Below are 23,876 nucleotides of genomic sequence, written 5' to 3'. Positions count from 1 at the left end.
AATCAACCCTTCAAACCAACGAATCCACCCTAATCGGACAACGTTTCGACGAACTTAACTTGGAGAACGTGCTCGTTTTCGCATTTGAATCTCCTCCTTACCTTTCTATTCCCGAAAACACAAAAAAACCACGAGATTCATCCCGTGGTTGACGTGTTATTTCAATAAGTTGAGAATCTCGCGATTGAACGCCGGAATATCGTCCGGTTGACGGCTCGTCACGAGTTGGTTCTGACAGACGACGACTTCTTTGTCCGCATATTTGGCCCCAGCATACTCCATGTCGACTTTAATCGATTTGTAGCCGGTCGCGTCACGACCTTCTAGCGTCTTCGCCGTAATCAACAACTGTGGTCCGTGACAGATGGCAAACACAGGTTTCTTCGCGTCCATGAACGCTTTCGCGAACGAGACGAAACGCTCGTCTTCTCGCAATAAGTCAGGTGAGAACCCACCCGGTAAGAGAAGGGCATCGAAATCTTCTGGCGATACGTCATCAATCGATTGATCGATGTTCACTTTCGCCTCGCCTTGCTTCCCTTCTACCGTGTTGCCTGCTTTCTTCTCGATTGTCACGACGTCATGCCCCGCATCCACCAATGCGTCACGAGGTCCCGTGAATTCTACATCTTCAAACATATCTGTAATGAGCGTTGCTACTTTTGCCATTTCAAAAACACTCCCTCTGTTTGTTTTATGCACATAAGGACTGTTCCACTGGCATGAATCACTTAAACATCACTGCATGCATCAACGGAACTTCGAGACGTACGGATTGTCGCGTTCAAAAAAACGATACGGGTAGTCACGCGCCTCGCCAGTATTCGGAATGCCGATGCGAGGACCCGCCTCGACAACGATTTCTGTCTCACCTTCAGCGATATAGAGCGGGTCTTGTTGGAATGAATGTCCGTATAAATCCATCGTGATTCCTAACGCTTTCGTCAACTTACCAGGTCCGTTCGTCTGGTCATATCGCTTCACCCCAGGACGATTCGCCGTAATGGAAGTCTGCCCTTGAATCGGCTCGACGGCTCGAATCAAGACGGCTTCCGGTGTGCCCACCGGACCACTGACAACGTTCAGGAGCGTGTGGGTATGCATTTGATAAGTGTACACATGCCCGGGTTTTCCAAACATGACTTCTGTCCGCTTCGTTCGACGTCCTCCGAAACTATGTGCCGCTCGGTCGATGGCACCGAGATAAGCCTCTGTCTCGACAATCTTCGCGATGATATCACCTTCCGGATGTCGCCTCACCAAATATTGTCCGAGCAAGGCACGTGCCAAGTCGAGTGTCGGTTGTTCATAAAATGCCAAATCGAGTCGCTTCATGGTTCCACCTCCGTTTTTCCTATTTTCTCAAAAGTCATATGGTGCATACAAAAAAGATGCCCTGCATAGCAGGACACCTTGACATTATGATGCGATTTTAAGTGATTCACGTTGCTTCCCCAATCGGATGTATCCCAAGATGACAGAGAAGACCGGGCTGAGCCAGAGGAAGAACGCAAATGGTGCGTATTCCAATACAGGTACACCGAGTGTCGCTGCGAAGAATGCGCCAGAAACTCCCCACGGAATGAGTGGGTTGATGACGGTCCCGCCATCCTCAAGTGCCCGTGACAAATAGCGTGGGTCAATCCCACGATCGATAAAGCCTTGTTTGAACGCCTGACCTGGCAAGAGAATCGACAAGTACTGTTCTCCTGCGAGCAAGTTGACACCGATCGAGCTGAGGACGACCGAGAGAACCGAGCTTCCTGGTGATTTCAAACGCTCGAGCAACGATTCAACGATCGCTTGGAACACACCAAGTTCACGTAACAAGCCACCGAACGCAAGGGCGATCAAGACAAGGCTGACCGACCAGAGCATCGATTCAAGACCACCACGATCGAGTACCGTCGCAATTGTCTCATTCTCTACACCTGACTTGAATCCAGACTGCATGACACCGAGCCAGTTCGAGATGCTCCAGTTGCCTTGCACGAAACCAGCCGTCAACACACCGGCAAACATCCCGACGAGCATCGTCGGCAAGACCGGCATCCGGCGGAACGCGAGCACTGCGACGAGCACAGGGGCAATCAATGTGAGCCAAGAAAGATCAAAACGTCCGCTAAGCGCGGCTTGTGCTTCCGCGATTTGTGTCGTGTCAGCACTTTGACCGCTTCGACCGAGGAACGTGAATAAAATCAGTGTGATGATGAACGCTGGAATCGTTGTCCCCATCATGAAGCGAATGTGATCGAACAATTTGACGCCCGCCACTGCTGGCGCAAAGTTTGTCGTGTCCGACAATGGGCTCATCTTGTCTCCGAAGAGGGCCCCCGAGACGATGGCACCTGCAGCGAGCGCTGGCGAGATCCCTAGTGCCGTCCCGATTCCGAACAAGGCGACACCGACCGTTCCGACTGTTGTAAACGCACTTCCTGTGAATGTCGATACGATCATCGTAATCAATAAGACACTCGGTAAGAACCATTCAGCTGAAATTGTATTTAAACCGATAGAGAGGATCGTCGCGACCGTCCCGGACATTTGCCATACTCCGATGAGCATCCCGATCAACAAGAGAATCAATACCGGCATGATGGCTTCACGAATCCCGTTGATCATCGCCGTTTCAATCTGTTTGAAGTCGCGTGAACGATAATACGCGTATCCACCTACCATTACCATTGTGCCAAAAATCGCCATATGTGGCGTCGCTTTGGCCAAAAACATCAGTGCGAGCAAGGTGATCCCGCTCATCAACACGACGAATACAGCTTCTTTTCCTTTCATCTGCATCGACGTCCCCTCCTTTCGTTATATCCTAATTATTTATTATTTCGCCTAACCGCTTAAACGCTTTTATGCACAAAAGCATGTCAGTGATGTTTTTTACTATACTCGCTTCCTTTCTCCCTGTCAAACGCCTTTTTATGATAAATTATATGCTTGAGGGTGACCTCCGGAGTTCGTAACCTCCTCCGACATCAAAACTAGCGAAAAGGAAGTGTGCTTCATGCAACACGAAAAAGCATTGGTCGTCTTTAGTGGTGGCCAAGATTCAACGACTTGCCTATTTTGGGCAAAACAACAATTCTCCCATGTGGAGGCGGTGACGTTCGCATATGGTCAACGCCATGATGCGGAAATCGAAGTCGCAAAAGAAATCGCGGCAGAACTCGATGTCCCACACCACATCCTCGACTTGTCCCTACTCGGACAACTCACATCAAACGCGCTCACGAGACACGATCTCGACATCGACAATGCGGACGTCCCAAATACGTTCGTCGATGGACGCAACCATCTCTTTTTATCATTTGCGGCCGTCATGGCCAAACAACTCGGTATGCATCACATCGTGACCGGTGTATGTGAAACGGACTTTTCAGGTTACCCGGATTGCCGAGACCAATTCATTAAATCACTCAACGTGACACTCAACTTAGCGATGGACTATCCATTTGTCATCGACACACCGCTCATGTGGCTCGATAAAAAAGAGACGTGGGCACTCGCCGACGAGCTCGGTGCCTTTGACTACGTCAAAGAACGCACGCTCACTTGCTACAACGGTGTCATCGGTTCAGGCTGTGGTGAATGTCCAGCGTGTAAGCTTCGCCAAAACGGACTCACAGCTTATGAGGAGGTGCGCGTATGAAACATGCTCCGTTCCTCGCCCCAACCAGTGTCGAATCGAAACAAGAAGGGTCGCTCATCTATTGCCCGCATCGCGTTCAAATCGTCAAAGAAGTGACGTTCGATGCGGCGCACCATCTTTTTGATTATGACGGCAAATGTCGTGCCCTCCATGGTCATACGTATAAGCTCCAGATGGGTGTCAGCGGCTTTCTCGACAATCGCGGCATGACACTCGACTTTGGTGACTTGAAAAAGATCTTCAAAGAAGAGCTTGAGCCATATCTCGATCATCGCTATTTGAACGAGTCACTCCCTTATATGAATACGACTGCAGAAAACATGTGCTATTGGATTTTTGAACAGCTGGCGACGCATTTACCGAATGAACGAGACGTCCGTGTCGAGTTCGTGCGTCTATATGAAACGCCGACGTCGTACGCAGAGTTCCGCCGTGAATGGTTGGTGGAATCGTGAAAATCCCAGTTTTAGAAGTGTTCGGACCGACCTTCCAAGGAGAAGGACGTGCCATCGGGCAGAAGACGATGTTCGTCCGGACCGCCGGTTGCGATTATCGCTGTTCGTGGTGCGATTCCGCCTTCACATGGGACGGTTCAGAAAAACCGGACATGTTGACGGCCGACGAGGTGATTGCACGCCTTGACGCACTTGGCATGTACGATTACGTCACCATTTCCGGTGGTAACCCGCTCCTGATTGCGGCCATGGAAGACCTCGTCGTGAAGTTGAAAGAACGTGGCGTCACACTCGCCGTCGAGACACAGGGCAGTCGTTATCAGGACTGGCTTACACAAATCGACGACGTGACCCTCAGTCCGAAACCCCCATCGTCCGGTATGAAGACGAATTGGGAACAACTGGACGACATCGTCAATCGATTGCGCCCGGAACAGACGACATTCAAAGTCGCCGTCTTTGACGAAGTAGATCTTGCCTACGCGAAAAAAGTGCAGCAGCGCTACTCACCGGACGTCATGTATTTGTCGGCCGGTAACCCGGAGCCCGGGGCTGATGGAGACATCACCGATGCCCAGCTCCGTCGTTTGAAACAACTATGGGAAGACGTCGCACGCGACCCGTCATGGCAAAGCGTCCGCGTCCTGCCACAACTACACACATTACTGTACGCCAACGAACGTGGCGTGTAAGGAGAATAATCATGAGACCAGAAGACTTACAAGACCTTTCGCTCCTAGGACAGAAGAGCGTCCCTTATATTTTTGCATACACACCAGACGTCCTCGAGGCGTTCCCGAACCGTCATCCGGAGAACGACTACTTCGTCAAATTCAACGCGCCAGAGTTCACGTCCTTGTGCCCGATCACGAACCAACCCGACTTTGCGACGATCTACATCTCGTATATCCCGGATGAAAAACTCGTCGAGTCGAAGTCATTGAAGTTGTACTTGTTCAGCTTCCGTAACCATGGAGACTTCCACGAGAACTGCATCAACGTCATCGGGAAAGATCTCGTCAAGTTGATGGAGCCGCGCTATCTCGAAGTGTGGGGCAAATTCACACCGCGTGGCGGTATCTCGATTGATCCGTATTACAACTACGGAAAGCCGGGCACGAAGTACGAAAAAATGGCGGAGCATCGTTTGTTCAACCATGACCTCTACCCAGAGACCGTTGACAACCGTTAATTGAAAAGTAGGCGCTCCAAACGGAGTCGCCTACTTTTTTTGATAGCGATGAATCTGTCGCTTGATTGGTTCACGGAACACGGTCGCGATGAGCGTCAATACGAGCATGATCCCGAACGCCAATGCAATCAGCGTCCAATCCCCGCTCGCGATGCTGCTTCCGAGAAAATTGTTCGCGAACGCCCCAGGAATCATACCGACGACGGTCGCAAACAGATAAGCTGGTACTTTCACTTTTGCCAACCCGGAAGCATAGCTGACCAAATCGAAATTGACGAGTGGGATGAGACGTAAGATGAGTACATAAAAGAATCCGTCCTCTTCGATTTTGTGCTGAATGGCTTCATAGTTCGTCGATTCGAAGTGATGCAAGAAACGATCGCCGAAATAGATGGCCACGTAATACGCGACGAGGGCACTCAGTGTCGCCCCGATGACGGTATAGACGACACCCGGTAAGATCCCGAACGCCAAACCGCCGGCGACCGATAAGACGGACGTCGGAAACAGGATGAGCGGACGCACGGTGAACAAGAGGATATAAATTAAAGGAGCTAACCAACCGAATCGAATGATATAGTCCCGGATATCGCCTGGACTGACATCAATCCACTGGTAAAGGAACGTCGCCGTCCCGAACAGGAGTAGGACGAGTGCAATCATCCATTGTGCTTTCCATTTCTTCATCGTCCTCCTCCTCTCTATTTGGTTTTATTCCCGCAATCTGAGATGTCATCCATCTTTTTTCAGTCACCTTGATATGGTACGGTTAGAGAAAGCAGAAGGAGGAAATCGATATGAACCTTGCAGATGCCCTAACGTTAAAACAGTTGCTCCATGAGCAAATCGATACATTGACCGAAGAAATTGAACACGTGGCATTCATCTCGCTTCAAGCGAATGAGTCTATTCCGACGATTCAGTCCCGTTCGCTCCAAGACATCGAGATGGAACTTGAACACATCCGGTTAGACTTACGTCAACTCGACCGCTTGATTCAAGAAGCGAACGTCCGAGCTGTCGTCGAAACGCACGACGGTCCGCTCCCGCTCGTGGAAGCCATCGAACTCGCCATTCAGTTGCGTGTCCAGGCGAAGCTTTATGAAAAACTGTCACTTCGTCCGAAGAAAGAATATGTGCCCGGGGTTTCCGTGATCAAGCACGCCTTATACGACCCGGAGTTATATCGCTTGAAAGCACGCGATATTAAAAAGCGCGCCATCCGAATCGAAAGTGCCATTCAGGCCGTCCGCTATCAGACCGACATTGACTTTGATGCTTCACGATACATGTAAAAAAGCGAAGGGACCCCTTCGCTTTTTTACATGTGGTCATGGTGGTTGTGGTGGATATCATGATGACTCGATGAAGAAGAACGTCGACGTGGCGGTGCTTCATCAGCAAATTTTTCCCCATCTAAAATACCGAGACGCTTGTATTGGCGATCGACCCGCTCTTTTGTCTCCTCACGAACAGATCTGGATTCCATCACCAATTGATAGCATCCGAGTGCGACACGGAACGGTTCCATTCGTGTCCGTTCAATGGAGAAGGAATCAACACCCCTTAAATAGTCTGCCAATCGCTCGGCCGTGTCATCGTCTGGATCATCGGCAAGCTGCGAGGCAAATTGTTGCAAGTCTTTCAACGTGCTCGATGTTTTGGAATGCTGAAAAATCGTTTTTACGAACGCAAAAATAATGAGACCGAAAATAACCATGAACACGATGGGAAACATAGCGAACACTCCGGTAAAGAATGAGTCCCCCATGGAGTCACTAAACGGATCTCCTCCAAATCCAAACACTGTCATTTCAAATTCCCCCTTTTTCTTTATGTACGTTCATTCAGTCGAATCGGTTTCATCAAAAAACCGCGATCATTCGACCGCGGTATCGATTCAACTGTTCAGTTGTTTCTCCATCATGATGCGCGGCTCGCCATCTTCTGTGTAGGCGCCCATGATGTCATATCCGCAAAGGAGGTTCAAAATGATGACCCCTTTGTTCGTATTGCGTGCTTTCGTCCGAATCGAATGGAACCCTTGCGCTTCGACCCATTCGAGTTGCGTGTCCATCAGCTTGCGACCGATGCCATGCTTTTGAAAGTCTGGGTGTACCCCACCCGCCCAGCTATAAAATCGATAAGGCTCTGCCTCATAACCGATTTTAAAACCGACCAATTGCTCTTCTGAGAAAGCTAAGAGCACTAACGGGTTAGCGTGTCGATACAGGCGTTCTTTGAAACGCAACTGATCGAGATCGCCATACAGCGTGCGATACAGTCGGAAGAAATCCTCTTCAAAATCTTTAAAGTTGTTCGTCACATCTTTTACGATAAATGAACTCGTCGTACTCATCGTGCCATCCCCTTTCAGTTTCTGGACAAAGATTCCGTACGTCTGTTCTTTTCGCCGTTCATTCCGAATTTCCTGTCTCCCGTTCGAAAGCCGTGACACCTTTTTGTTTATAAAGCCCGAGCGTACGCTTCGGTAAACTCTTGACCATCCAATCTTTGAAGATGCGCGCTTGATCCTCGACAGGCAGTTCATAGCCATCCGTCACGATATGGCGTGACCGTGTCGTGACATCATATAAGGAAATCGCAGCAGCGACAGAGATATTCAAGCTTTGGACATACCCTTGCATCGGAATGACAAAGTTTCCGTCCGCCTTGTTGAGCGCCGCCTCCGAGACACCGCTATGTTCATTCCCAAATAGAAGAACCGTCGGCTTCGACACATCCACCTCTTCGAGCGGGATTGCCTCTTCGCTTAATGCCGTCGCATACACTTGATAGCCGTCTTGTTTTAAAGCATCAATCGCTTCTTCAATCGACCCGTGCTCCACGACGTCCACCCAACGGTCGGCACTTTTTGCGATAATCGAGTTCGGTTTGAACTTCGCCCGTCCTTCGACGACGTGTAAGGTTTGTACCCCGAACGCATCGGCCGAACGCAACACGGCGGATTGGTTGTGCGGATCGTCCACACCTTCCGTCAAAATCGTGATATGGTTCGTTCGTGTATTCAACACTTCATACATCCGTTTGATACGGTCTGGCATGAGCATCTCATATAGAGGAAGATCGTCTTCCTTCAACACGCCCTTCTGTAATAACTCTTCTTTTAATTCAATCTGCTCATTCTTCGTCAAAGCAGATGTGGTCTGTCTCCAACCCATCTTTCTCGCTCCCTTCAACCTATCATATTGTAGCTAGATTCGATTCGGCTGACAAGTTCGCCTCATACATGTTGTTTCCCATCAAAGAATGAAAACAAATGAAAATAGGGAAAACGGTTGCATGAATTTATGCAATCGATTACAATCATTTATGCAAGCGATTGCACTATTGGCAAACACAAAAATAGATAAAAACTCCCTCACAGGAAGGAAGCGTATAGCATGAAACAATTGATCTCATTCGATTTCTGGCAAAAACTCGGTAAGGCCTTGATGGTCGTCATCGCCGTTATGCCAGCTGCCGGTTTAATGATTTCCATCGGTAAATTGATTGGAATGTCAGCCGGAGATGTCGGTATTTTATTAACAACAGCTCGCATTATTGAAGATTTAGGTTGGGGCATCATCGTCAACTTACATATCCTCTTCGCAGTCGCGATTGGTGGTTCGTGGGCAAAAGATCGTGCAGGCGGTGCGTTCGCAGCACTTCTCGCCTTCATCTTGATTAACCGTGTCACAGGTGCCATCTTCGGTGTCAACGGTGCCATGCTTCAAGATCCGGAAGCGACAATCGAGTCACTCTTCGGTGCAAACCTTGTCGTCGCTGACTACTTCACATCTGTACTCGGCTCACCTGCCCTCAACATGGGTGTGTTCGTCGGGATCATCGCCGGTTTCCTTGGTGGTGCACTATACAACCGTTTCTACAACTTCAACAAGTTACCGAACGCCCTCTCGTTCTTCAACGGAAAGCGCTTCGTACCATTTGTCGTCATCCTTGGCTCAGTCGTTGCTGCCATCGTTCTATCGATTGTATGGCCAACAATCCAAGGTGCGCTCAACAGCTTTGGTGAGTGGATCGCCACATCACGTAACACGGCACCAGTCCTCGCTCCGTTCATTTACGGTGCGCTCGAACGTCTCCTCTTGCCGTTCGGTTTACACCACATGCTAACGGTTCCAATGAACTACACGGAGCTCGGTGGAACATATACAATTTTAACAGGCGCGACAGCTGGATCGGTCGTTGCCGGGCAAGACCCGCTCTGGTTGGCATGGGTAACAGACCTCGTCAACTTACGTGCTGCTGGTGATACAGCTGCATACAATGCTCTTCTCGCTGATGTCGTTCCTGCCCGCTTCAAAGTCGGTCAAGTCATCTTGTCATTCGCTGCTTTGATTGGTGCCGCGTATGCGATGTACCGTAACGTCGATGCGGAGAAGAAAGCACAATACAAGCCGATGTTCTTGTCAGCTGGACTCGCTGTCTTCTTGACAGGTGTCACGGAACCAATCGAGTTCATGTTCATGTTCGTCGCACCAGTCCTTTATGTGGTGTACGCGCTCATGGCCGGTGCCGCTTTCGCATTGGCAGACATCATTGACCTACGCGTCCATGCCTTCGGTGCAATCGAACTCTTGACGCGCATCCCGATGATCGTCAAAGCAGGACTTCTTCAAGACTTGATCAACTTCATTCTCGTCTCTGTAGCGTTCTTCTTCCTCAACTTCGGTGTGTTCAACTTCTTCATCAAGAAGATGAACTTGCCGACACCAGGACGTAACGGAAATTACATGGAAGAGACGACAGAGAAGTCATCTGTGACAGGTAACGAACAAGTCATGGGGATTATCGCCCTTCTCGGTGGGGAAGAAAACATTGAAGATGTCGATGCATGTATGACTCGTCTGCGCGTGACCGTTAAAGACGTCACACTCGTCTCTGACGAACAAGAATGGAAGAAAAATGGCGCCATGGGTCTCATTGTGAAAGACCGTGGAGTCCAAGCCATCTATGGCCCGAAAGCCGACGTATTGAAATCAGACATTCAAGACGTCATCGGTGCATAATCTACTGGCCAACTCGCTCGAGAGTTGGCCTTTTTCTAAAGGAGGACTATCGTGAATATTTTAACGCTCAATTGTCACGCCTGGTTAGAAGACCGTCAACAAGAAAAGATTGACGCCATCGTCGAACGTATCGCGAGTGAAGAGTATGACCTCATCGCGCTTCAAGAAGTCAATCAACATAAAGAGGCTCCAATCCTTTACGAGAACATCCGTGAGAACAACTTCGCACACGTCCTCGTCGAACGTCTGAAAGAGTTGGACGTCCACTATCATATGACATGGGATTTTGCCCATTACGGATACGATATTTATGAGGAAGGCGTCGCCATCCTGTCACGTAAACCATTCCTATCAACAGAATCGTTCTTTGTATCGAAGACGACGGACCCAGACAATTACAAGTCCCGCAAGATTGTCAAAGCCGTCATCGAAGGAGCAGATGCTCCGACGACCGTTTACTCGTGTCATCTCGGGTGGTGGCATGACGAAGAAGAGCCGGTAAAACACCAACTCGATGAACTGATTCGTCGCGTCGAGCATGACGACCATGCCCTTCTACTCGGCGACTTCAATAACGATGCCTTCATTCGTGGAGAAGGATACGATTACTTGATGGAGAATGGACTCCAAGATTTGTTCCATCTCGCAACAGAACGGGAAGGCGATGCAACGGTACAAGGAAAAATCGCCGGATGGGATGAAAACAAGAAATCGCTTCGCATCGACTTGATGCTGACGAACGCCCCAATTCACGTTTCACGCCATGCCGTCGTTTTTGACGGAGAGAACGGTCCTATCGTCTCTGACCACGCTGGTGTCGAAGCGACCGTGTTTTGGCGTTGATTCACCTTTTTCTTCCGACTTGGGAGAAAAGGGTTTTTCTTTTGGGAAAAATCTTGTAACGTGAGAGAAGACTGATGTCTAACTACTAATGAATGAACTAGAAAGAAGTGTTTGAACATGAAGACAAGCTCGCTCAGTCGAAGCGACTGGACTTTAGTTTTATCCTTATCCTTATTAACCTTCGTTCTCGGAACGAGTGAATTTGTCATTGTCGGAATTTTGCCTGACATCGCAACCGGTTTAGCCATCTCGATTGCGACGGCCGGTAGTCTCGTATCGGCATTCGCCATCAGTTTTGCCATCGGCACGCCAATTATGATGTCATTGACGAGCCATCTTCCGAAACGTAAATTGATGCTTGGCCTGACCATCTTGTTCACTGTCCTGAACTTACTGAGCAGTCTCGCACCGATATATGAGTGGCTACTCATCTTACGCATGTTGACGGCCGTCGTCACTGGCGTGTTGATCTCGCTTGCCATGCTCGTCGCCAGTGAGAGTGTCCCACCGGCGAAGCGTGGGGTCGCAGTATCCTTTATTTTTGGTGGGTTCACGATGGCCAACGTGTTCGGTGTTCCAATCGGGACGTTTATCGGACAACAGGCAGGCTGGGAGTCAACGTTTTGGTTGACGACCACACTCGGCGCAGTCGCCTGGATTGCGATTTATCGTGTCTTGCCGAACCAACTGTCTCAAGAAAAAGCATCACTTCGCGAACAATTGACATTGCTGACGAACCCTCGCATCTTGATTGCCTTCTTGATTCCGGCGTTTGGTTTCGGGGCAACGTATGTCGTGTACACGTATCTCGTACCGATTTTAAAAGATGTACTCGGCGTACCGGTCGCCTGGGTAAGTCCGATCCTATTCGCATACGGATTCATTTCGATTTTCAGTAACATTGCTGCTGGAAAGATTGCTAGTCACAATCCAATCGGACGCTTACGGTTCGTCTTTCTCGTCCAAGCGTTCGTATTAGCCGCATTATTTGTGACGACGTCGAATGTGACGCTAGGTCTTCTCAACATCGCGCTCATGTCGTTCATGGCCATTTTATTGACGACATCAACTCAAATTTATTTGATTGATTTGGCGGAGAAGTTCAACCCGAACGCCAAAGGTCTCGCCTCGTCACTTATGCCCGTGGCGAGTAACGTCGGAATTGGACTCGGTTCCGCTCTCGGTGGTGTCGTCTATGCGACGAGCCCTATCATGACACTCGCGCTCGTCGGCGGCTTGGTCGCCCTCGTCACAGCCGGGTTGACCGCAGTCAGTTATTCGCTCGACCAACGCTAAAACGTGCGCACCTCGATGCAGGTGCGCACGTTTTTTCATAACCATTCAAGAATCGCTGAAAGGACTTCATCTAATTGTTCTTTCGATGTGAGCGGACTTTCCTGATCTCCTTTTTGTGGACCATACATCCCGAAGTTCGCATGGTTCCCGCCTTCGATTTGCACGAATTGACTATCTTCAGGAAGATCACTTCGACTTGCCTCGATATCTTCTGGTACAGCTAGCCCATCCAATTCACCCGAGATCGATAATACGCGTAAGTCGCTGTCGACCATCGAACTGATCGGATACGAGGCGAGGAAAATGACACCCTCCACCAACTCTTGATGCTCAAGTGCATACCCCGATGCCGCCGAACCTCCGAGGGAATGACCGGCCACGATCCAGCGTTCGATCTCCGGATGTGCCTCGATGATCGGGGCCGCCGCGTCGATATCTAAAATGCCTAAGTTGAGACGAAGCGACGGAATCGCAACGAAGACTCCTTCTTCCGCTAATCGTGTACCGTAATAAGCATATGCCTCCTTCTCGACTTTTGCTCCTGGATAAAGAATGATGCCGATTTCACTCGTCGTATCTCCAAACTCGAGACGGTTGTCGACCACTTTTCCTTCTTCCGCATACTGTGTCGCTTCATCGGTCGGTCCGTACGTGAACTGTGTCCAAATCAAAAAGCCGGCGATTGCGACGACAAGCAATCCTAATACAATCAGTCCTGTCCACTTGAAGAATTTCTTCATTATATAGCCTCCATTTGCATCCACTTCATCATAACGTTACACTAATAAGAAAAAGCATGATCAGGGGGACACCATGACCAGAAGTAATGTAACCACGACGATTCAGTGGTTTATTTTTATTTTAGCTACAAATATTGTACCACCACTCTCCATCGCCGCATTATTTGAACTGTCACCAGATGAGACGATGACCTTCATATCCCGCTCACTCTTCATTTTCGCACTCTTTAGCATCGTCCAGACGTTGCTCGGACACCGCCTCCCGATACTCGAAGGTCCTGCCGGCATTTGGTGGGGCGTCTTCACCTTATACGCATCCATCGGTCCTGCCCTATACGGAAGTCAGCAAGAGACGTTGCAGGCACTCGGATTTATGTTGTTCTTGAGTGGGATCCTTGGTGTGTTGTTGACCGTCACCGGTATTTTAAGACGAATGCTTTCCCTGTTTACACCACAAGTGCTCGGCGTCTATATGATTTTACTCGTCCTCCAGTTATCAGGGGCTGTTATTAAAGGTGGCTTCGGGGTGACGGAAGACGGGATCAACATCGTCCAAGCCGTCGCAACGGCTGGTCTCGTCTTGTTCGCGCTCACCCTCGAGCAAAGTCGCTTCAAACAATACGGACTCGTCATGACGCTATTTGTTGGATTCGGTCTGTTTCATTTACTCGACCTCGGAAACCCCATCGTTCGTTCAGAATCCTTCTTCCTCGTCCCTGAACTTCTTCCGTTCGGAAACTGGGTATGGGATTGGAACTTGTTGCCGACGGCTTTCGTCATCACCTTGCTTCTTATGACGAATGTACTCGCGAACATCAAATTAATTGAACGGATTGTCAGCTCTCGTGAAAAACGAGAAATCAAAGGGAACGTTCCTGCGTCTGGTGTCGCCAGTGGAATCAGTCAAATCGTGGCGGGTCTGTTCGGTACACCGGGTCCTGTCGCCATCTCAGGGACGGCCGGTTTCCTCTCTTCGACGGAGAGCGTCCAGCGTGCGCCTCACTTGATCGCCCACACTCTCATGATGGGGTTGGCACTCATCGGTCCATTCGTCTCGTTAATCGCGAGCATTCCAGCCGCTGTCGGCTATGCGATCGTGACACCACTTATCGCGACGATGATCATCATCGGAATCAATGAGGCCGCCTTCGAATTAAAACAATCGACGGCTTCTCTCACGGTCGGTCTTCCGCTCGTCATCGGTGCCGGTGCGATGCTCTTGCCCCCAGGTTCCATGAATGATTTACCGCCGCTCCTTGCGACCGTTTTTTCAAATGGACTCGTCCTCGGCACAATCGTCGCTTTGACGACGGCCATTTTAAGTAAAATCAAGGATTGAAAAAAGAACTGACCCAATCGGTCAGTTCTTTTCGCTTACATGCATATGGTAACGGGCATCGTGCGGTAACACGGCGCCTTCTTCTTGTTCAAAATGCTCACGGTCTTTCCAGTACCGAACCGCTGACAACGTATCTCGGTATAGGGCGCGCTGTAGCGCCTGTTTCGCCGTGACATCGGTGCCGTCGTCATTTTTCAACTCGAGTCCCATCAGTTTATAACCGATCGTTTGTCCACCTCGACGCATTTGGCAGGCTTCCATCGCGTACGTCAGCAAGGTTGGTGTGACGACCGCATGCACAAACTCGCTCTTCACTTTCTTGCGCACGAATTGTTCCACACCAACGCTGACGATACCTGCAATCACACTATCGATCAGGACCGCTTTCGTTCGTTTCTTCGTCAATGGGTTCATCGGCTCATCCTCTGCATCATCCCCGACGTCAACACTTCAATCCCTTCACCTTCTTCAGACGCCATGATTAAAGCACGTGCAACATGCAGCGCTTGAATCGGTGCGACTTCCGGTGCCTTTTCCACAAGCAGTGACTGGAACGGCCGACTGACGACCTCGGCCGCTTTCTCACCGAGTCGGAATGAATCACGCTCTCCAAGTAACAACGACGGACGCGCGATAATGAGATGATGGAAGTTGAAGATGCGCAATCCGTTTTCGAGCTCCCCTTTTACCCGGTTGTAAAAGAAAGACGAACGTAGCGATGCGCCTTGTGCCGATACGACCGCATAGCGTGTCGCACCGTGTGCTTTGGCGACACGAGCGACTTCAAGCGGCAACTCCAAATCAACTTGTTTGAACGCCTCTTGCGAGCCGGCGACCGCAATCGTCGTACCGAGTGCACAGTATACGTCATCGATGTGTGGAAGTGCCGCATCCATCTCCTCGAAGCCGACGACCTCGTGTAACTTCGGATGACTCCAACGCTTCGAGCGACGGACGACAATCCAGACCGCCTCATAACGGTCACTTTCTAACAACTGTTCTACCAATTCGCGGCCAATCAAGCCGGTCGCGCCTACGACAAGTGCAGTTTTCCCCATTCATGACTCCTCCTAGACTACTATTTCCTTCAGTCTAGCTGACTTGCCGTTCCTCGGCAATAATCGTCGTGGGACGGAAACGGTCCATCATACGGAAGAAACCGTTCAAGAGGAGCGCTGTGAACGAACCTGCTACGATGGCGCTATCTGTGAACAATTGAAGCCATTCCGGCATGTTCGCGACGATAGCCGGGTTTGCCGTAATGCCGAGCCCGACGCCAATCGAGAGTGCGATCGTGATCAAGTTCTCATTTTTCGCAAAATCAACCTGACTGAGAATACGAATACCGGAAGCAGCGACTGTTCCGAACATGACGAGCATCGCTCCGCCTAAAACGGGTTTTGGAATCAACGTTGTGAACGTGGCCACTTTCGGGAGGAATCCGAGCAAGATGAGTAACCCACCTGTCCAGAAGATGACGCGACGAGATTTCACACCCGACAATTGGACCAATCCAACGTTTTGACTGAACGTCGTGTATGGGAAGCTGTTGAAAATTCCTCCGAGAATCGTCGCGACGCCTTCCGCACGATACCCTTTTGTCAATTCTTTTGCACCGATTGGCTTTTTCGTGATGTCACGAACACACCAGTCGATTCAATCATCGAGATGATGGCGACGAGCGTCATGACGAGGATGGCGGACACATCGAATGTCGGCATGCCAAAGTAGAACGGCTGGACCATTTGGAACCAACTGGCTTCACGGACAGGACTGAAGTCGACAAGACCGAGCGAAGCGGCGATCCCTGTTCCGATGAGTACGGCAAAGAGGACAGCAGCGGCGCGTGTGAAGACAGTACCGACACGATTCAAGATGAGAATGAGTAAAATCGTCAAACCACCTAATCCGAGATTTTGCATGGATGCGAATCCAGGTTCACCGGGCATCCCGCCACCGATGTCATTGATGGCGACCGGAATCAGTGAGAGACCAATGATCGTCACAACCGAACCGAGAACGACCGGCGGGAAGAAACGTGCGAGCTTCCCGACAAAACCAGAAATGAGAATGACAATCAGTCCGCTCGCAATCAATGCGCCGTAAATGGCCGTAATTCCATTTGCGCTTCCAATCGCGATCATCGGACCGACCGCCGTGAACGTACATCCGAGGACGACTGGCAATCCGACACCCGTAAAGCGTGTCGTCCATACTTGTAAAAGCGTCGCCACCCCACACATGAATAAATCAATTGCGACGAGATAGGCGAGCTCGGTCGGTCCAAGACCGATGGCACCCCCTACGATGAGCGGGACGATGGCTGCTCCCGTGTACATGGCGAGTAGATGTTGAAACCCTAGACTGGCCGTCTTGAACGTATTCATCGCGCGACCTCCACGAATGAGATATGGTCTTTCTCTAATTTTGCGATACGTGCCAATGATTCGACGCGATAGCCACGCTCGATCAATTTATCACGTCCTGGTTGGAACGACTTTTCGATGACGATACCAACACCCGCGACCTTTGCACCTGCCGCCTCCACGAGTTGTGTCAATCCGAGTGCCGCCTCCCCATTGGCGAGGAAGTCGTCGATGATGAGAACACGTTCGCCTGGTAAGACGAAGCGTCGGCTCAAGCTGATACGGTTCGTCTCTTGTTTTGTAAAGGAATATACGTCTGCTTCAACGAGATCGTCTTGAAGCGTCAGCGATTTCCGTTTACGAGCGAATACGAACGGAATGCCCATTTCAAGTGCCGTCATCATCGCCGGTGCGATTCCGCTCGATTCGAGTGTGACGATTCGGTCGATGTTAGCGTCTTTGAAACGCTCTGCAAACTCTTTTCCGATGGCTTGCATGAGTACGGGATCGACTTGATGATTCAAGAAGGCGTCGACCTTCAGTACTTGGTCAGATAGCGCCCGACCCTCTTCACGGATTTTGTCTTCTAATTGCTTCATTGTTTTCCCTCCATAAAAAAATGCGATCCGTCACCCCTCATCGGGAGGCAACGAACCGCATGGAAATCAACGACAGCATACGACAAGCGCCACCCGTAGTCGAACCATTTACGGTAGTTCGGTAGAGACTTGCGGACCATATTTCCGCTGATATACGAGTGCGAATCTATTTTTATAAGATAGACCTTATTGTAGACGAGCTGGCGAGAAATGCAATAGGTTGGAATCAAACGGTGAAATGTTCGATTTTTCTGAAACTGCTGTATACTGTATGTATTGGATATGAGAGAGGAGCCTTGCCCTTATGAAGTTATTCGTATTAGGCGCAACCGGTCGGACCGGACATCAATTCGTCGATCAAGCCATCGAGCACGGTCATGACGTCACCGCGTTCGTACGGGAACAGAAAAAGCTGATTCAGACCCCACAACTCGAAATCATCGAAGGGGATCTATATGACATCGATTCGTTAACGGAAGCGATGCATGGTCATGATGCGGTCGTCAGTTGCCTCGGAACGGACTTGAGTGACCCAGACTTTTTAGCGAGTGTCACGGACAAACTCGTCCCGGCAATGAAGGCGAATGGGATCTCGCGCGTCATCTATTTGGCTTCCGCGGGTATCGACAATGAGATTCCGGGACTTGCGGGGAAAGCCATCACGTTCATGCTCCGGAAACCGCTCCGCGATCATCGGGCAGCCGTTGACTTATGGCGCAACTCGTCATTCGATTATACGATTGTACGACCGATGCAATTGACAGACGGTCCGCGTACTTCAACGTACCGAACTGCCATCGATGAGGTGCCAGAGAACGGCAAGCATATCTCACGGGCAGATGTCGCCCAGTTCATGCTTCACACCATCGAAGAGGATGAACATATAAGGAAGTCAGTCGGACTGGCGTACTAATTTGATTGGATTCATGCTACAATATCGGGTAGTTTACTTTGAAAGGAACGAAAACGAATTATGAGTATATTAACGGTACAAAACTTAAGCCACGGCTTTGGTGACCGCGCTATTTTGAACGATGTCTCTTTCCGTCTCTTAAAAGGAGAGCACATCGGTCTCGTCGGAGCGAACGGTGAAGGAAAATCGACGTTCATGAACATCATCACACGCAAACTGCAACCGGATGAGGGAAAAATCGAATGGGCAAAAAATGTCCGTGTCGGCTACCTCGACCAACACGCGGTACTTGAGCGTGGGATGACAATTCGTGACGTCTTGAAAGGTGCTTTCCAATACTTGATCGACATGGAGACGCGCATCGGCGAACTCTACATGGAGATGGGAGATGCGACACCTGAACAGATGGAAGACATGCTCGCTGAGGTCGGTGAACTTCAAGAGACGCTCGACTCGAACGACTTTTATATCATCGATGCGAAAGTAGAGGAAGTCGCACGTGGTCTTGGTATTTTAGACGTCGGCCTCGACCGTGACGTCACAGATTTGTCAGGCGGACAGCGTACGAAAGTATTGCTCGCGAAGTTGCTTCTCGAGAAGCCAGATATCTTGCTCCTCGATGAGCCGACCAACTATTTGGACGAAGTACACATCGAGTGGTTGAAGCGCTATCTCCAAAACTATGACAATGCCTTCATCTTGATTTCACACGATATCCCGTTCTTAAATAGCGTCATCAACTTGGTCTACCATATGGAGAACCAAGAGTTGAATCGCTACGTCGGAGACTATGACAAGTTCATGGAAGTATACGAGATGAAACGCTCACAGCTTGAAGCAGCTTATAAGCGTCAACAAGCCGAGATTGCCGACTTGAAAGACTTCGTCGCCCGAAACAAAGCGCGCGTCTCGACACGGAACATGGCGATGTCGCGTCAGAAGAAGCTCGATAAGATGGATGTCATCGAATTGAGTGCGGAGCGTCCGAAGCCGGAATTCCGCTTCTTGCAGGCCCGTACGTCAGGACGTCTCATCTTTGATGCGAAAGGTCTCGTCATCGGTTACGACGAGCCGCTCTCACGCCCGCTCGACCTTCAGATGGAGCGCGGTCAAAAGATTGCCCTCGTCGGAGCGAACGGAATCGGGAAGACGACACTCTTGAAGAGTTTACTCGGCCTAATCAACCCACTTGAAGGAACAGTCGAACGCGGCGAGTTTCTCGAAATGGGTTACTTCGAACAGGAAGCGGCAACGAGCAACAATACGTGTATCGAAGAGATTTGGAGTGAATTCCCGTCACTTAACCAACAACAAGTACGCGCGATGCTTGCGAAGTGCGGACTCATGACGAAGCACATCGAAAGTAAGATTTCTGTCCTCAGTGGTGGAGAAAAGGCGAAAGTACGTCTTTGTAAACTCCTCAACAACGAGACAAACCTTCTCTTACTCGATGAGCCGACGAACCACTTGGACGTCGATGCGAAGGAAGAGTTGAAGCGTGCGTTGAAAGAGTACAAGGGTAGTGTCCTCCTCATCAGTCACGAGCCAGAATTCTATGAAGATATCGTCACAGACGTCTGGAACTGTGAGTCGTGGACGACGAAAGTATTCTAATTCAGTAAAGGACGTGTCGTATGGCTGGCCCAATTCAAACGAATGAACGGATTATCTTGTATGACATTATCCGAGGGTTTGCCCTCTGCGGCATTTTCCTCGTCAATATCCCGAGTATGCTCGGGAGCGACTGGATGTTCGGTCGCCCCGACTATTATGGGAGCGACTTGTTCATCCGCACCCTCTTCGACTTGTTCGTGCAGACGAAGTTTTATACGATTTTCTCCCTCTTATTTGGGATCGGCTTTTCGATTTTCCTCGAGCGTTCTTACGCCCGAGGCGAATCGGTCAGTCGTTACATACGCCGGATTTTGATTCTCTTCTTGTTCGGTCTGGCACACTTGGCGATTTGGTCAGGTGATATCCTACATACATATGCGATGTGGGGCTTGCTGCTTCCTCTTTTCTATAAGTTGAGTAACCGTGCCATTCTGACATGGGCTTGGGGATTATTGATTGGAAGTATCCTTCTGTTGTACGGAACTTCCGCGCTGAATGAATGGAGCATGGGCGGAAGCTATTATGGTGGTATCCCGTTCCCAGATGTGTTTAACCAAGGGTTTGGTGCCTGGTTTGATTATCGGTATTCTGTTGAAATCTTTAACGCCTTCTCCAACTCGTTCGTTGTCGGCTTCGAGATTCTCAGTCTATTCTTGTTCGGACTGTATATCGGACGTGAACGAAAACTCCTGACATGGCGTCTAGAAGGGTTAACACGAACAGCCATCATCTGTGCTGTCCTTGCCCTCCCGTTCTTCGGCGTAATCATTTGGCATCATTATGGTGAAGGGTATCCTTATTTCTGGTTAAACTTGTTCGCCGTCTTGATTTCCGGGAAGTTACTCGCCACGACATATGTCTGCCTATTTACGATAGCCGTTCGAAAGGGTCGCACGTTCGCCCCGCTCCAAGCGCTCGGACGGATGGCGCTTACGAACTATTTGACACATACGCTCATCGTCTTCGTCCCTGTGATTGCGCTCGGAGCATACGGTACGCTCTCTTTGACCGAAGGATTGTTCCTAAGCATCGCTATTTTAATTGTCCAATCCATCTTCTCGATGTGGTGGCTAAAAAATCACCGTTACGGACCGTTTGAGAAGCTATGGCGCTTAGGGACGTATGGAAGACAAACAAAATCATCTTAAGATCGGACTTCAGTGTCCGGTCTTTTTTATGATGAATAAATGAATTAAAATAAAAAACTGCAGACGTATGAACGTCTGCAGTTTCGCTCGAGGCTAATGCTTCGAGTTTTTATTTTGTCGCCGCTTCTGTTAAGAATGGCACGATTTGCTTCTTACGCGAAACGACGCCCGGAAGTGTCGCCAATCCGTTTTGAAGCGTCACGTTGAACGCTTGTTCGAAGAGTTCTGGCTTTGGTCCGACGACGATCGCTTCTGAATCGTTCGTCAAAATGTTCGTGATGGCAAAGACGAACAAGTCTAAGTTTTTCGCTGCAACCGTATTAGCGATGGCTGCATCGACTTCCTCTTTACGGTTCAAGACATCGCTCGCATCGACCGTGTTCACTTGTGCGATTTCGACGCGATAGTCGCCCATCGCAAATTCTTTCGCATCGAGTGAGATGAGCTCTTCAATCGTTTTTTGGCTAAGGTCCGCACCGGCTTTGAGCATCTCAAGTCCGTATGCTTCCACATCGACACCAGCGATTTCTGCAAGTTCTTTCGCTGCTTTGATGTCCTCGTCCGTGCATGTCGGTGATTTGAAGAGAAGCGAATCTGAGATGATGGCTGAAAGCATCAAACCGGCCATATCCGCTGCAATCTCAACGCCGTGCTCTTTATACAATTTCAACAAAATTGTCGCTGTGCATCCGACTGGCTCTGCACGATAGTAGAGCGGATCTGCCGTTTGGAAGTTCGCGATGCGGTGGTGGTCGATGACTTCAAGGATTCGCACGTCTTCGATGCCGTCCGCACTTTGCTGGAACTCATTGTGATCGACTAAGATGACTTCTTCCGCCTCACCTTTCACACTTTCGATCAAGCGTGGTGCTTTTACGCGGAAATGATCGAGCGCATATTGTGTTTCCCCGTTCACTTCACCGAGACGGACCGCCTCTGCGTCCATTCCTAATTTCTTTTTCAGCTCGGCATAGGCGAGCGCTGACGTGATTGTGTCAGTATCTGGATTTTTATGTCCGAAGACTAGTACTGTACTCATGTCTCATTCTCCTCACTAAATAGTTTTCCCTTATCCATTATAACGTCCACGGCATTTCTTTCAATTCCCAAACAAAAAGAGCCGTGTCGGCTCTTATGATTGTTCATCTTCATCTGTCTCTTCGAGGTCGGAATGATCTCCTTTTGAATCCTCTTCGTGGGAGATGTCCGGTTGATCTCGTTTCAACTTCTCTTTTTCTTCTTGTTCACGCTTTTCTTTGTCTGACATATCGTGTCATCCTTTCGAAAATCCGACTTGTCGTAACCTGTTCCCTAAGCCAGATTTCGTCAAACGACATTTCATCAAACGTAAACAAACTGAAACGTCAGGCTTGAACGAAAACGATTTCTTCTCCGCGGAGTTCGACTTTCACGTCTTGCCCTTGGAACAACCATTCATCTTGTTCCGCCACGACGAAGCGAATGCCATCTTCCTCTGTCTCAACAGCTGCATTGTTCACGTTTTCCGTGATGACCCCGACGGAGAAACCATGCGTCAAGTCTGTTGATCCCCCGTATTTTGCGAATAAACGTACCGTTTGACCCGCTTCGACTTCCATCTCTTCTTTGAACCATTGGAGCGCTTCTTCTGTTACTTGAATCTTCATAACATTTCCTCCTCTCGACTACTTCTTTCATTCTAAACGTTTCAAAAGAGTCGAGCGAGGAAGTTGCCTAAAGTGTCGTACCGGTTTGATAGCTCACCGTCATTCCACGCGTTTCAGGTGGAGCCCCGTTCATTTCAGCGAGCGTCGTTTCAAACAGATGGCGACCAATCTGTTCATTCGGAGAAAGCATCGTCGATAACCCAAACGCCCGACCAATCGGATGACCATCAAATCCAAGCATGGCGACTTCCTCAGGAATGGCGACTTGCCGCCGTTGCATCTCCCCCAAAAATCCAAGTGCGACATAATCCGACGAGAAAAAGAGCGCTCGAGGACGCTCTTTTTGAGAGAGGAACGTTTCCGCCAATCGCATGCCGTCCTCACTCGTCAAATAGCCGGTCCAAATCCATTGCTCACGCGCATGCGCCACTTCATCGAAATAGGCTTGCTGACGCGCAAGGGAGCTCGGACTATGGCTTCTTGACAAGATGATTCCAATCTCTTCATATCCATGTTGCTGTAACACACGAATACCTGATACGAATGACGCATAATGATCAACGTGAATCGACGAAATCGTATCCGGTGCGCCGACGGTCGCCACGGCAATCGGTCCGTAAGTGCGATACGTCTCCATTTCCTTAAAGGACATCTCATGCGACAAGATGATCGCCCCATCAACTTCGCGATGTTTCAATAAATCAAGCGCTTGTCGCTCCTCACTCAACTTGTACTCCGTCTGCCACATGACGAGTCGATAATCGTGCTCGAGCGCCGCCTTGGCAAGTCCATTGACGAAAAAGCCGTAATACGGATGATCCATATAAGGTAAGATGACGACGACACGCTGTGTTTTTCCCGTCGACAACGTCAACGCCTGTTGATTCCGCAAATACCCGAGTTCTTTCATCGCTGCATGGACACGGGTCCGTTTTTCTTTCGATACGTACGGATGCTCGTTCAAGACGCGCGAGACCGTCGTCACCGAAACGTCAGCGTGCTTTGCGATATCTCGAATGTTTGCCATTCATTTC

General features: G+C 49.7%; 27 protein-coding genes, 1 pseudogene and 1 riboswitch. Of the genes and pseudogenes, 12 read left to right on the top strand and 16 right to left on the bottom strand.

Annotated elements, in window-relative coordinates; translation table 11 throughout:
* Window positions 1–156 precede the first annotated feature (156 nt).
* From KNO85_RS11775 to nhaC, 3 genes are all read right to left on the bottom strand, one after another.
* Window positions 157–669 carry a type 1 glutamine amidotransferase domain-containing protein gene (locus tag KNO85_RS11775; RefSeq protein WP_026824537.1) on the bottom strand — a complete coding sequence of 171 codons (513 nt, stop codon included), beginning with the start codon at window positions 667–669 and terminating at the stop codon, window positions 157–159.
* 81 nt (window positions 670–750) lie between these two features.
* Window positions 751–1,335 carry a DNA-3-methyladenine glycosylase gene (locus KNO85_RS11770; protein ID WP_214790315.1) on the bottom strand — a complete coding sequence of 195 codons (585 nt, stop codon included), beginning with the start codon at window positions 1,333–1,335 and terminating at the stop codon, window positions 751–753.
* 84 nt (window positions 1,336–1,419) lie between these two features.
* Window positions 1,420–2,796, bottom strand: coding sequence for a Na+/H+ antiporter NhaC (nhaC, locus tag KNO85_RS11765; protein WP_214790313.1), 1,377 nt, complete (start codon window positions 2,794–2,796; stop codon window positions 1,420–1,422).
* 217 nt (window positions 2,797–3,013) lie between these two features.
* On the opposite strand from nhaC, the gene queC reads away from it, so the two are divergent.
* From queC to queF, 4 genes are read left to right on the top strand one after another with little or no spacing between them, the layout of a single operon-like run.
* Window positions 3,014–3,658, top strand: coding sequence for a 7-cyano-7-deazaguanine synthase QueC (gene queC, locus KNO85_RS11760; RefSeq protein ID WP_015880476.1), 645 nt, complete (start codon window positions 3,014–3,016; stop codon window positions 3,656–3,658).
* A complete protein-coding gene (gene queD, locus KNO85_RS11755) occupies window positions 3,655–4,113 on the top strand; it encodes a 6-carboxytetrahydropterin synthase QueD (protein ID WP_015880475.1) in 459 nt (152 codons plus the stop codon). Before queC ends, queD begins: the two co-directional genes overlap by 4 nt.
* On the top strand, window positions 4,095–4,805 hold the full coding sequence (gene queE / locus KNO85_RS11750) for a 7-carboxy-7-deazaguanine synthase QueE (RefSeq protein WP_214790311.1): 711 nt from the start codon (window positions 4,095–4,097) through the stop codon (window positions 4,803–4,805). The genes queD and queE overlap by 19 nt, the downstream gene beginning before the upstream one ends.
* Before the next feature lie 11 nt (window positions 4,806–4,816).
* Window positions 4,817–5,305: a preQ(1) synthase gene (gene queF / locus KNO85_RS11745; protein WP_214790309.1), complete on the top strand. Its 489-nt coding sequence runs from the start codon at window positions 4,817–4,819 to the stop codon at window positions 5,303–5,305.
* 30 nt (window positions 5,306–5,335) lie between these two features.
* Here the strand turns inward: queF and KNO85_RS11740 are convergent, their stop codons facing one another.
* Window positions 5,336–5,992, bottom strand: a complete 657-nt coding sequence (locus KNO85_RS11740; RefSeq protein ID WP_214790307.1) for a TVP38/TMEM64 family protein — start codon at window positions 5,990–5,992, stop codon at window positions 5,336–5,338.
* A 110-nt stretch (window positions 5,993–6,102) separates the two neighbouring features.
* On the opposite strand from KNO85_RS11740, the gene KNO85_RS11735 reads away from it, so the two are divergent.
* Window positions 6,103–6,600 (top strand): hypothetical protein, encoded by a 498-nt coding sequence (locus KNO85_RS11735; protein WP_214790305.1) that lies wholly within the window; start codon window positions 6,103–6,105, stop codon window positions 6,598–6,600.
* A 26-nt stretch (window positions 6,601–6,626) separates the two neighbouring features.
* On the opposite strand, the gene KNO85_RS11730 is transcribed toward KNO85_RS11735, so the two are convergent.
* The 3 genes from KNO85_RS11730 to KNO85_RS11720 all read right to left on the bottom strand — a co-directional run bounded on the left by KNO85_RS11730 (window position 6,627) and on the right by KNO85_RS11720 (window position 8,487).
* The gene (locus KNO85_RS11730; RefSeq protein WP_214790303.1) at window positions 6,627–7,118 is read right to left on the bottom strand and encodes a hypothetical protein; all 492 of its coding nucleotides are present in this window, start codon (window positions 7,116–7,118) and stop codon (window positions 6,627–6,629) included.
* An 87-nt stretch (window positions 7,119–7,205) separates the two neighbouring features.
* A complete protein-coding gene (locus KNO85_RS11725; protein ID WP_214790301.1) occupies window positions 7,206–7,763 on the bottom strand; it encodes a GNAT family N-acetyltransferase in 558 nt (185 codons plus the stop codon).
* Complete coding sequence (locus KNO85_RS11720) at window positions 7,723–8,487, bottom strand: TrmH family RNA methyltransferase (protein WP_214790299.1); 765 nt, start codon at window positions 8,485–8,487, stop codon at window positions 7,723–7,725. Before KNO85_RS11720 ends, KNO85_RS11725 begins: the two co-directional genes overlap by 41 nt.
* A gap of 222 nt (window positions 8,488–8,709) precedes the next feature.
* Here KNO85_RS11720 and KNO85_RS11715 point away from each other — a divergent pair, with 222 nt between their 5' ends.
* From KNO85_RS11715 to KNO85_RS11705, 3 genes are all read left to right on the top strand, one after another.
* On the top strand, window positions 8,710–10,338 hold the full coding sequence (locus KNO85_RS11715) for a PTS transporter subunit IIBC (protein ID WP_214790297.1): 1,629 nt from the start codon (window positions 8,710–8,712) through the stop codon (window positions 10,336–10,338).
* A gap of 51 nt (window positions 10,339–10,389) precedes the next feature.
* Window positions 10,390–11,181, top strand: a complete 792-nt coding sequence (locus KNO85_RS11710) for an endonuclease/exonuclease/phosphatase family protein (RefSeq protein WP_214790295.1) — start codon at window positions 10,390–10,392, stop codon at window positions 11,179–11,181.
* A 117-nt stretch (window positions 11,182–11,298) separates the two neighbouring features.
* Entirely contained in the window at window positions 11,299–12,477 is a 1,179-nt protein-coding gene (locus tag KNO85_RS11705; RefSeq protein WP_214790293.1) for an MFS transporter, read from the top strand.
* 35 nt (window positions 12,478–12,512) lie between these two features.
* On the opposite strand, the gene KNO85_RS11700 is transcribed toward KNO85_RS11705, so the two are convergent.
* Window positions 12,513–13,217 carry an alpha/beta hydrolase gene (locus KNO85_RS11700; RefSeq protein ID WP_214790292.1) on the bottom strand — a complete coding sequence of 235 codons (705 nt, stop codon included), beginning with the start codon at window positions 13,215–13,217 and terminating at the stop codon, window positions 12,513–12,515.
* 73 nt (window positions 13,218–13,290) lie between these two features.
* Between KNO85_RS11700 and KNO85_RS11695 the strand changes: the two genes are divergently transcribed.
* Window positions 13,291–14,556, top strand: coding sequence for a purine/pyrimidine permease (locus KNO85_RS11695; RefSeq protein ID WP_214790290.1), 1,266 nt, complete (start codon window positions 13,291–13,293; stop codon window positions 14,554–14,556).
* A 21-nt stretch (window positions 14,557–14,577) separates the two neighbouring features.
* Here the strand turns inward: KNO85_RS11695 and KNO85_RS11690 are convergent, their stop codons facing one another.
* The 4 genes and pseudogenes from KNO85_RS11690 to KNO85_RS11675 form a co-directional block, all read right to left on the bottom strand.
* A complete protein-coding gene (locus tag KNO85_RS11690; RefSeq protein WP_214790288.1) occupies window positions 14,578–14,970 on the bottom strand; it encodes an RDD family protein in 393 nt (130 codons plus the stop codon).
* Window positions 14,967–15,614, bottom strand: a complete 648-nt coding sequence (locus tag KNO85_RS11685; protein WP_214790286.1) for an NAD(P)H-binding protein — start codon at window positions 15,612–15,614, stop codon at window positions 14,967–14,969. The genes KNO85_RS11690 and KNO85_RS11685 overlap by 4 nt, the downstream gene beginning before the upstream one ends.
* A gap of 34 nt (window positions 15,615–15,648) precedes the next feature.
* Window positions 15,649–16,943 (bottom strand): annotated as a pseudogene (locus tag KNO85_RS11680) (nucleobase:cation symporter-2 family protein).
* Window positions 16,940–17,521: a xanthine phosphoribosyltransferase gene (locus KNO85_RS11675; protein ID WP_214790284.1), complete on the bottom strand. Its 582-nt coding sequence runs from the start codon at window positions 17,519–17,521 to the stop codon at window positions 16,940–16,942. Before KNO85_RS11675 ends, KNO85_RS11680 begins: the two are co-directional and overlap by 4 nt.
* A 76-nt stretch (window positions 17,522–17,597) precedes the next feature.
* Window positions 17,598–17,699, bottom strand: a riboswitch (purine riboswitch).
* Window positions 17,700–17,825: 126 nt separating this feature from the next.
* Here KNO85_RS11675 and KNO85_RS11670 point away from each other — a divergent pair.
* Genes KNO85_RS11670 through KNO85_RS11660 form a run of 3 tightly spaced genes read left to right on the top strand, consistent with a single transcriptional unit; the run spans window position 17,826 to window position 21,196 of the window.
* Window positions 17,826–18,434, top strand: coding sequence for an NAD(P)-dependent oxidoreductase (locus KNO85_RS11670; protein ID WP_214790282.1), 609 nt, complete (start codon window positions 17,826–17,828; stop codon window positions 18,432–18,434).
* 60 nt (window positions 18,435–18,494) lie between these two features.
* Window positions 18,495–20,048 (top strand): ABC-F family ATP-binding cassette domain-containing protein, encoded by a 1,554-nt coding sequence (locus KNO85_RS11665; RefSeq protein WP_074034179.1) that lies wholly within the window; start codon window positions 18,495–18,497, stop codon window positions 20,046–20,048.
* Window positions 20,049–20,068: 20 nt separating this feature from the next.
* Window positions 20,069–21,196 carry a DUF418 domain-containing protein gene (locus tag KNO85_RS11660; protein ID WP_214790280.1) on the top strand — a complete coding sequence of 376 codons (1,128 nt, stop codon included), beginning with the start codon at window positions 20,069–20,071 and terminating at the stop codon, window positions 21,194–21,196.
* 109 nt (window positions 21,197–21,305) lie between these two features.
* On the opposite strand, the gene KNO85_RS11655 is transcribed toward KNO85_RS11660, so the two are convergent.
* From KNO85_RS11655 to KNO85_RS11645, 4 genes are all read right to left on the bottom strand, one after another.
* Window positions 21,306–22,235 carry a manganese-dependent inorganic pyrophosphatase gene (locus KNO85_RS11655; RefSeq protein WP_214790278.1) on the bottom strand — a complete coding sequence of 310 codons (930 nt, stop codon included), beginning with the start codon at window positions 22,233–22,235 and terminating at the stop codon, window positions 21,306–21,308.
* 93 nt (window positions 22,236–22,328) lie between these two features.
* Window positions 22,329–22,463, bottom strand: a complete 135-nt coding sequence (locus KNO85_RS14975; RefSeq protein ID WP_256441184.1) for a hypothetical protein — start codon at window positions 22,461–22,463, stop codon at window positions 22,329–22,331.
* A 97-nt stretch (window positions 22,464–22,560) separates the two neighbouring features.
* A complete protein-coding gene (locus tag KNO85_RS11650; protein ID WP_214790276.1) occupies window positions 22,561–22,842 on the bottom strand; it encodes a HesB/YadR/YfhF family protein in 282 nt (93 codons plus the stop codon).
* A gap of 67 nt (window positions 22,843–22,909) precedes the next feature.
* A complete protein-coding gene (locus KNO85_RS11645; RefSeq protein ID WP_214790274.1) occupies window positions 22,910–23,869 on the bottom strand; it encodes a LacI family DNA-binding transcriptional regulator in 960 nt (319 codons plus the stop codon).
* Between the last annotated feature and the right edge of the window lie 7 nt (window positions 23,870–23,876).

Source organism: Exiguobacterium sp. s124, assembly GCF_018617485.1.
Taxonomy (GTDB): domain Bacteria; phylum Bacillota; class Bacilli; order Exiguobacteriales; family Exiguobacteriaceae; genus Exiguobacterium; species Exiguobacterium aestuarii.
Note: the sequence above shows the minus strand (reverse complement) of the source record. Positions and strands in the feature narration are given on the sequence as shown.

Coding starts and splice junctions, on each gene's coding strand:
- KNO85_RS11775 (WP_026824537.1), bottom strand. CDS start 669: ATGGCAAAAGTAGCAACGCTCATTACAGATATGTTTGAAGATGTAGAA.
- KNO85_RS11770 (WP_214790315.1), bottom strand. CDS start 1,335: ATGAAGCGACTCGATTTGGCATTTTATGAACAACCGACACTCGACTTG.
- nhaC (WP_214790313.1), bottom strand. CDS start 2,796: ATGCAGATGAAAGGAAAAGAAGCTGTATTCGTCGTGTTGATGAGCGGG.
- queC (WP_015880476.1), top strand. CDS start 3,014: ATGCAACACGAAAAAGCATTGGTCGTCTTTAGTGGTGGCCAAGATTCA.
- queD (WP_015880475.1), top strand. CDS start 3,655: ATGAAACATGCTCCGTTCCTCGCCCCAACCAGTGTCGAATCGAAACAA.
- queE (WP_214790311.1), top strand. CDS start 4,095: ATGGTTGGTGGAATCGTGAAAATCCCAGTTTTAGAAGTGTTCGGACCG.
- queF (WP_214790309.1), top strand. CDS start 4,817: ATGAGACCAGAAGACTTACAAGACCTTTCGCTCCTAGGACAGAAGAGC.
- KNO85_RS11740 (WP_214790307.1), bottom strand. CDS start 5,992: ATGAAGAAATGGAAAGCACAATGGATGATTGCACTCGTCCTACTCCTG.
- KNO85_RS11735 (WP_214790305.1), top strand. CDS start 6,103: ATGAACCTTGCAGATGCCCTAACGTTAAAACAGTTGCTCCATGAGCAA.
- KNO85_RS11730 (WP_214790303.1), bottom strand. CDS start 7,118: ATGACAGTGTTTGGATTTGGAGGAGATCCGTTTAGTGACTCCATGGGG.
- KNO85_RS11720 (WP_214790299.1), bottom strand. CDS start 8,487: ATGGGTTGGAGACAGACCACATCTGCTTTGACGAAGAATGAGCAGATT.
- KNO85_RS11715 (WP_214790297.1), top strand. CDS start 8,710: ATGAAACAATTGATCTCATTCGATTTCTGGCAAAAACTCGGTAAGGCC.
- KNO85_RS11705 (WP_214790293.1), top strand. CDS start 11,299: ATGAAGACAAGCTCGCTCAGTCGAAGCGACTGGACTTTAGTTTTATCC.
- KNO85_RS11700 (WP_214790292.1), bottom strand. CDS start 13,217: ATGAAGAAATTCTTCAAGTGGACAGGACTGATTGTATTAGGATTGCTT.
- KNO85_RS11695 (WP_214790290.1), top strand. CDS start 13,291: ATGACCAGAAGTAATGTAACCACGACGATTCAGTGGTTTATTTTTATT.
- KNO85_RS11690 (WP_214790288.1), bottom strand. CDS start 14,970: ATGAACCCATTGACGAAGAAACGAACGAAAGCGGTCCTGATCGATAGT.
- KNO85_RS11685 (WP_214790286.1), bottom strand. CDS start 15,614: ATGGGGAAAACTGCACTTGTCGTAGGCGCGACCGGCTTGATTGGCCGC.
- KNO85_RS11675 (WP_214790284.1), bottom strand. CDS start 17,521: ATGAAGCAATTAGAAGACAAAATCCGTGAAGAGGGTCGGGCGCTATCT.
- KNO85_RS11670 (WP_214790282.1), top strand. CDS start 17,826: ATGAAGTTATTCGTATTAGGCGCAACCGGTCGGACCGGACATCAATTC.
- KNO85_RS11665 (WP_074034179.1), top strand. CDS start 18,495: ATGAGTATATTAACGGTACAAAACTTAAGCCACGGCTTTGGTGACCGC.
- KNO85_RS11660 (WP_214790280.1), top strand. CDS start 20,069: ATGGCTGGCCCAATTCAAACGAATGAACGGATTATCTTGTATGACATT.
- KNO85_RS11655 (WP_214790278.1), bottom strand. CDS start 22,235: ATGAGTACAGTACTAGTCTTCGGACATAAAAATCCAGATACTGACACA.
- KNO85_RS14975 (WP_256441184.1), bottom strand. CDS start 22,463: ATGTCAGACAAAGAAAAGCGTGAACAAGAAGAAAAAGAGAAGTTGAAA.
- KNO85_RS11650 (WP_214790276.1), bottom strand. CDS start 22,842: ATGAAGATTCAAGTAACAGAAGAAGCGCTCCAATGGTTCAAAGAAGAG.
- KNO85_RS11645 (WP_214790274.1), bottom strand. CDS start 23,869: ATGGCAAACATTCGAGATATCGCAAAGCACGCTGACGTTTCGGTGACG.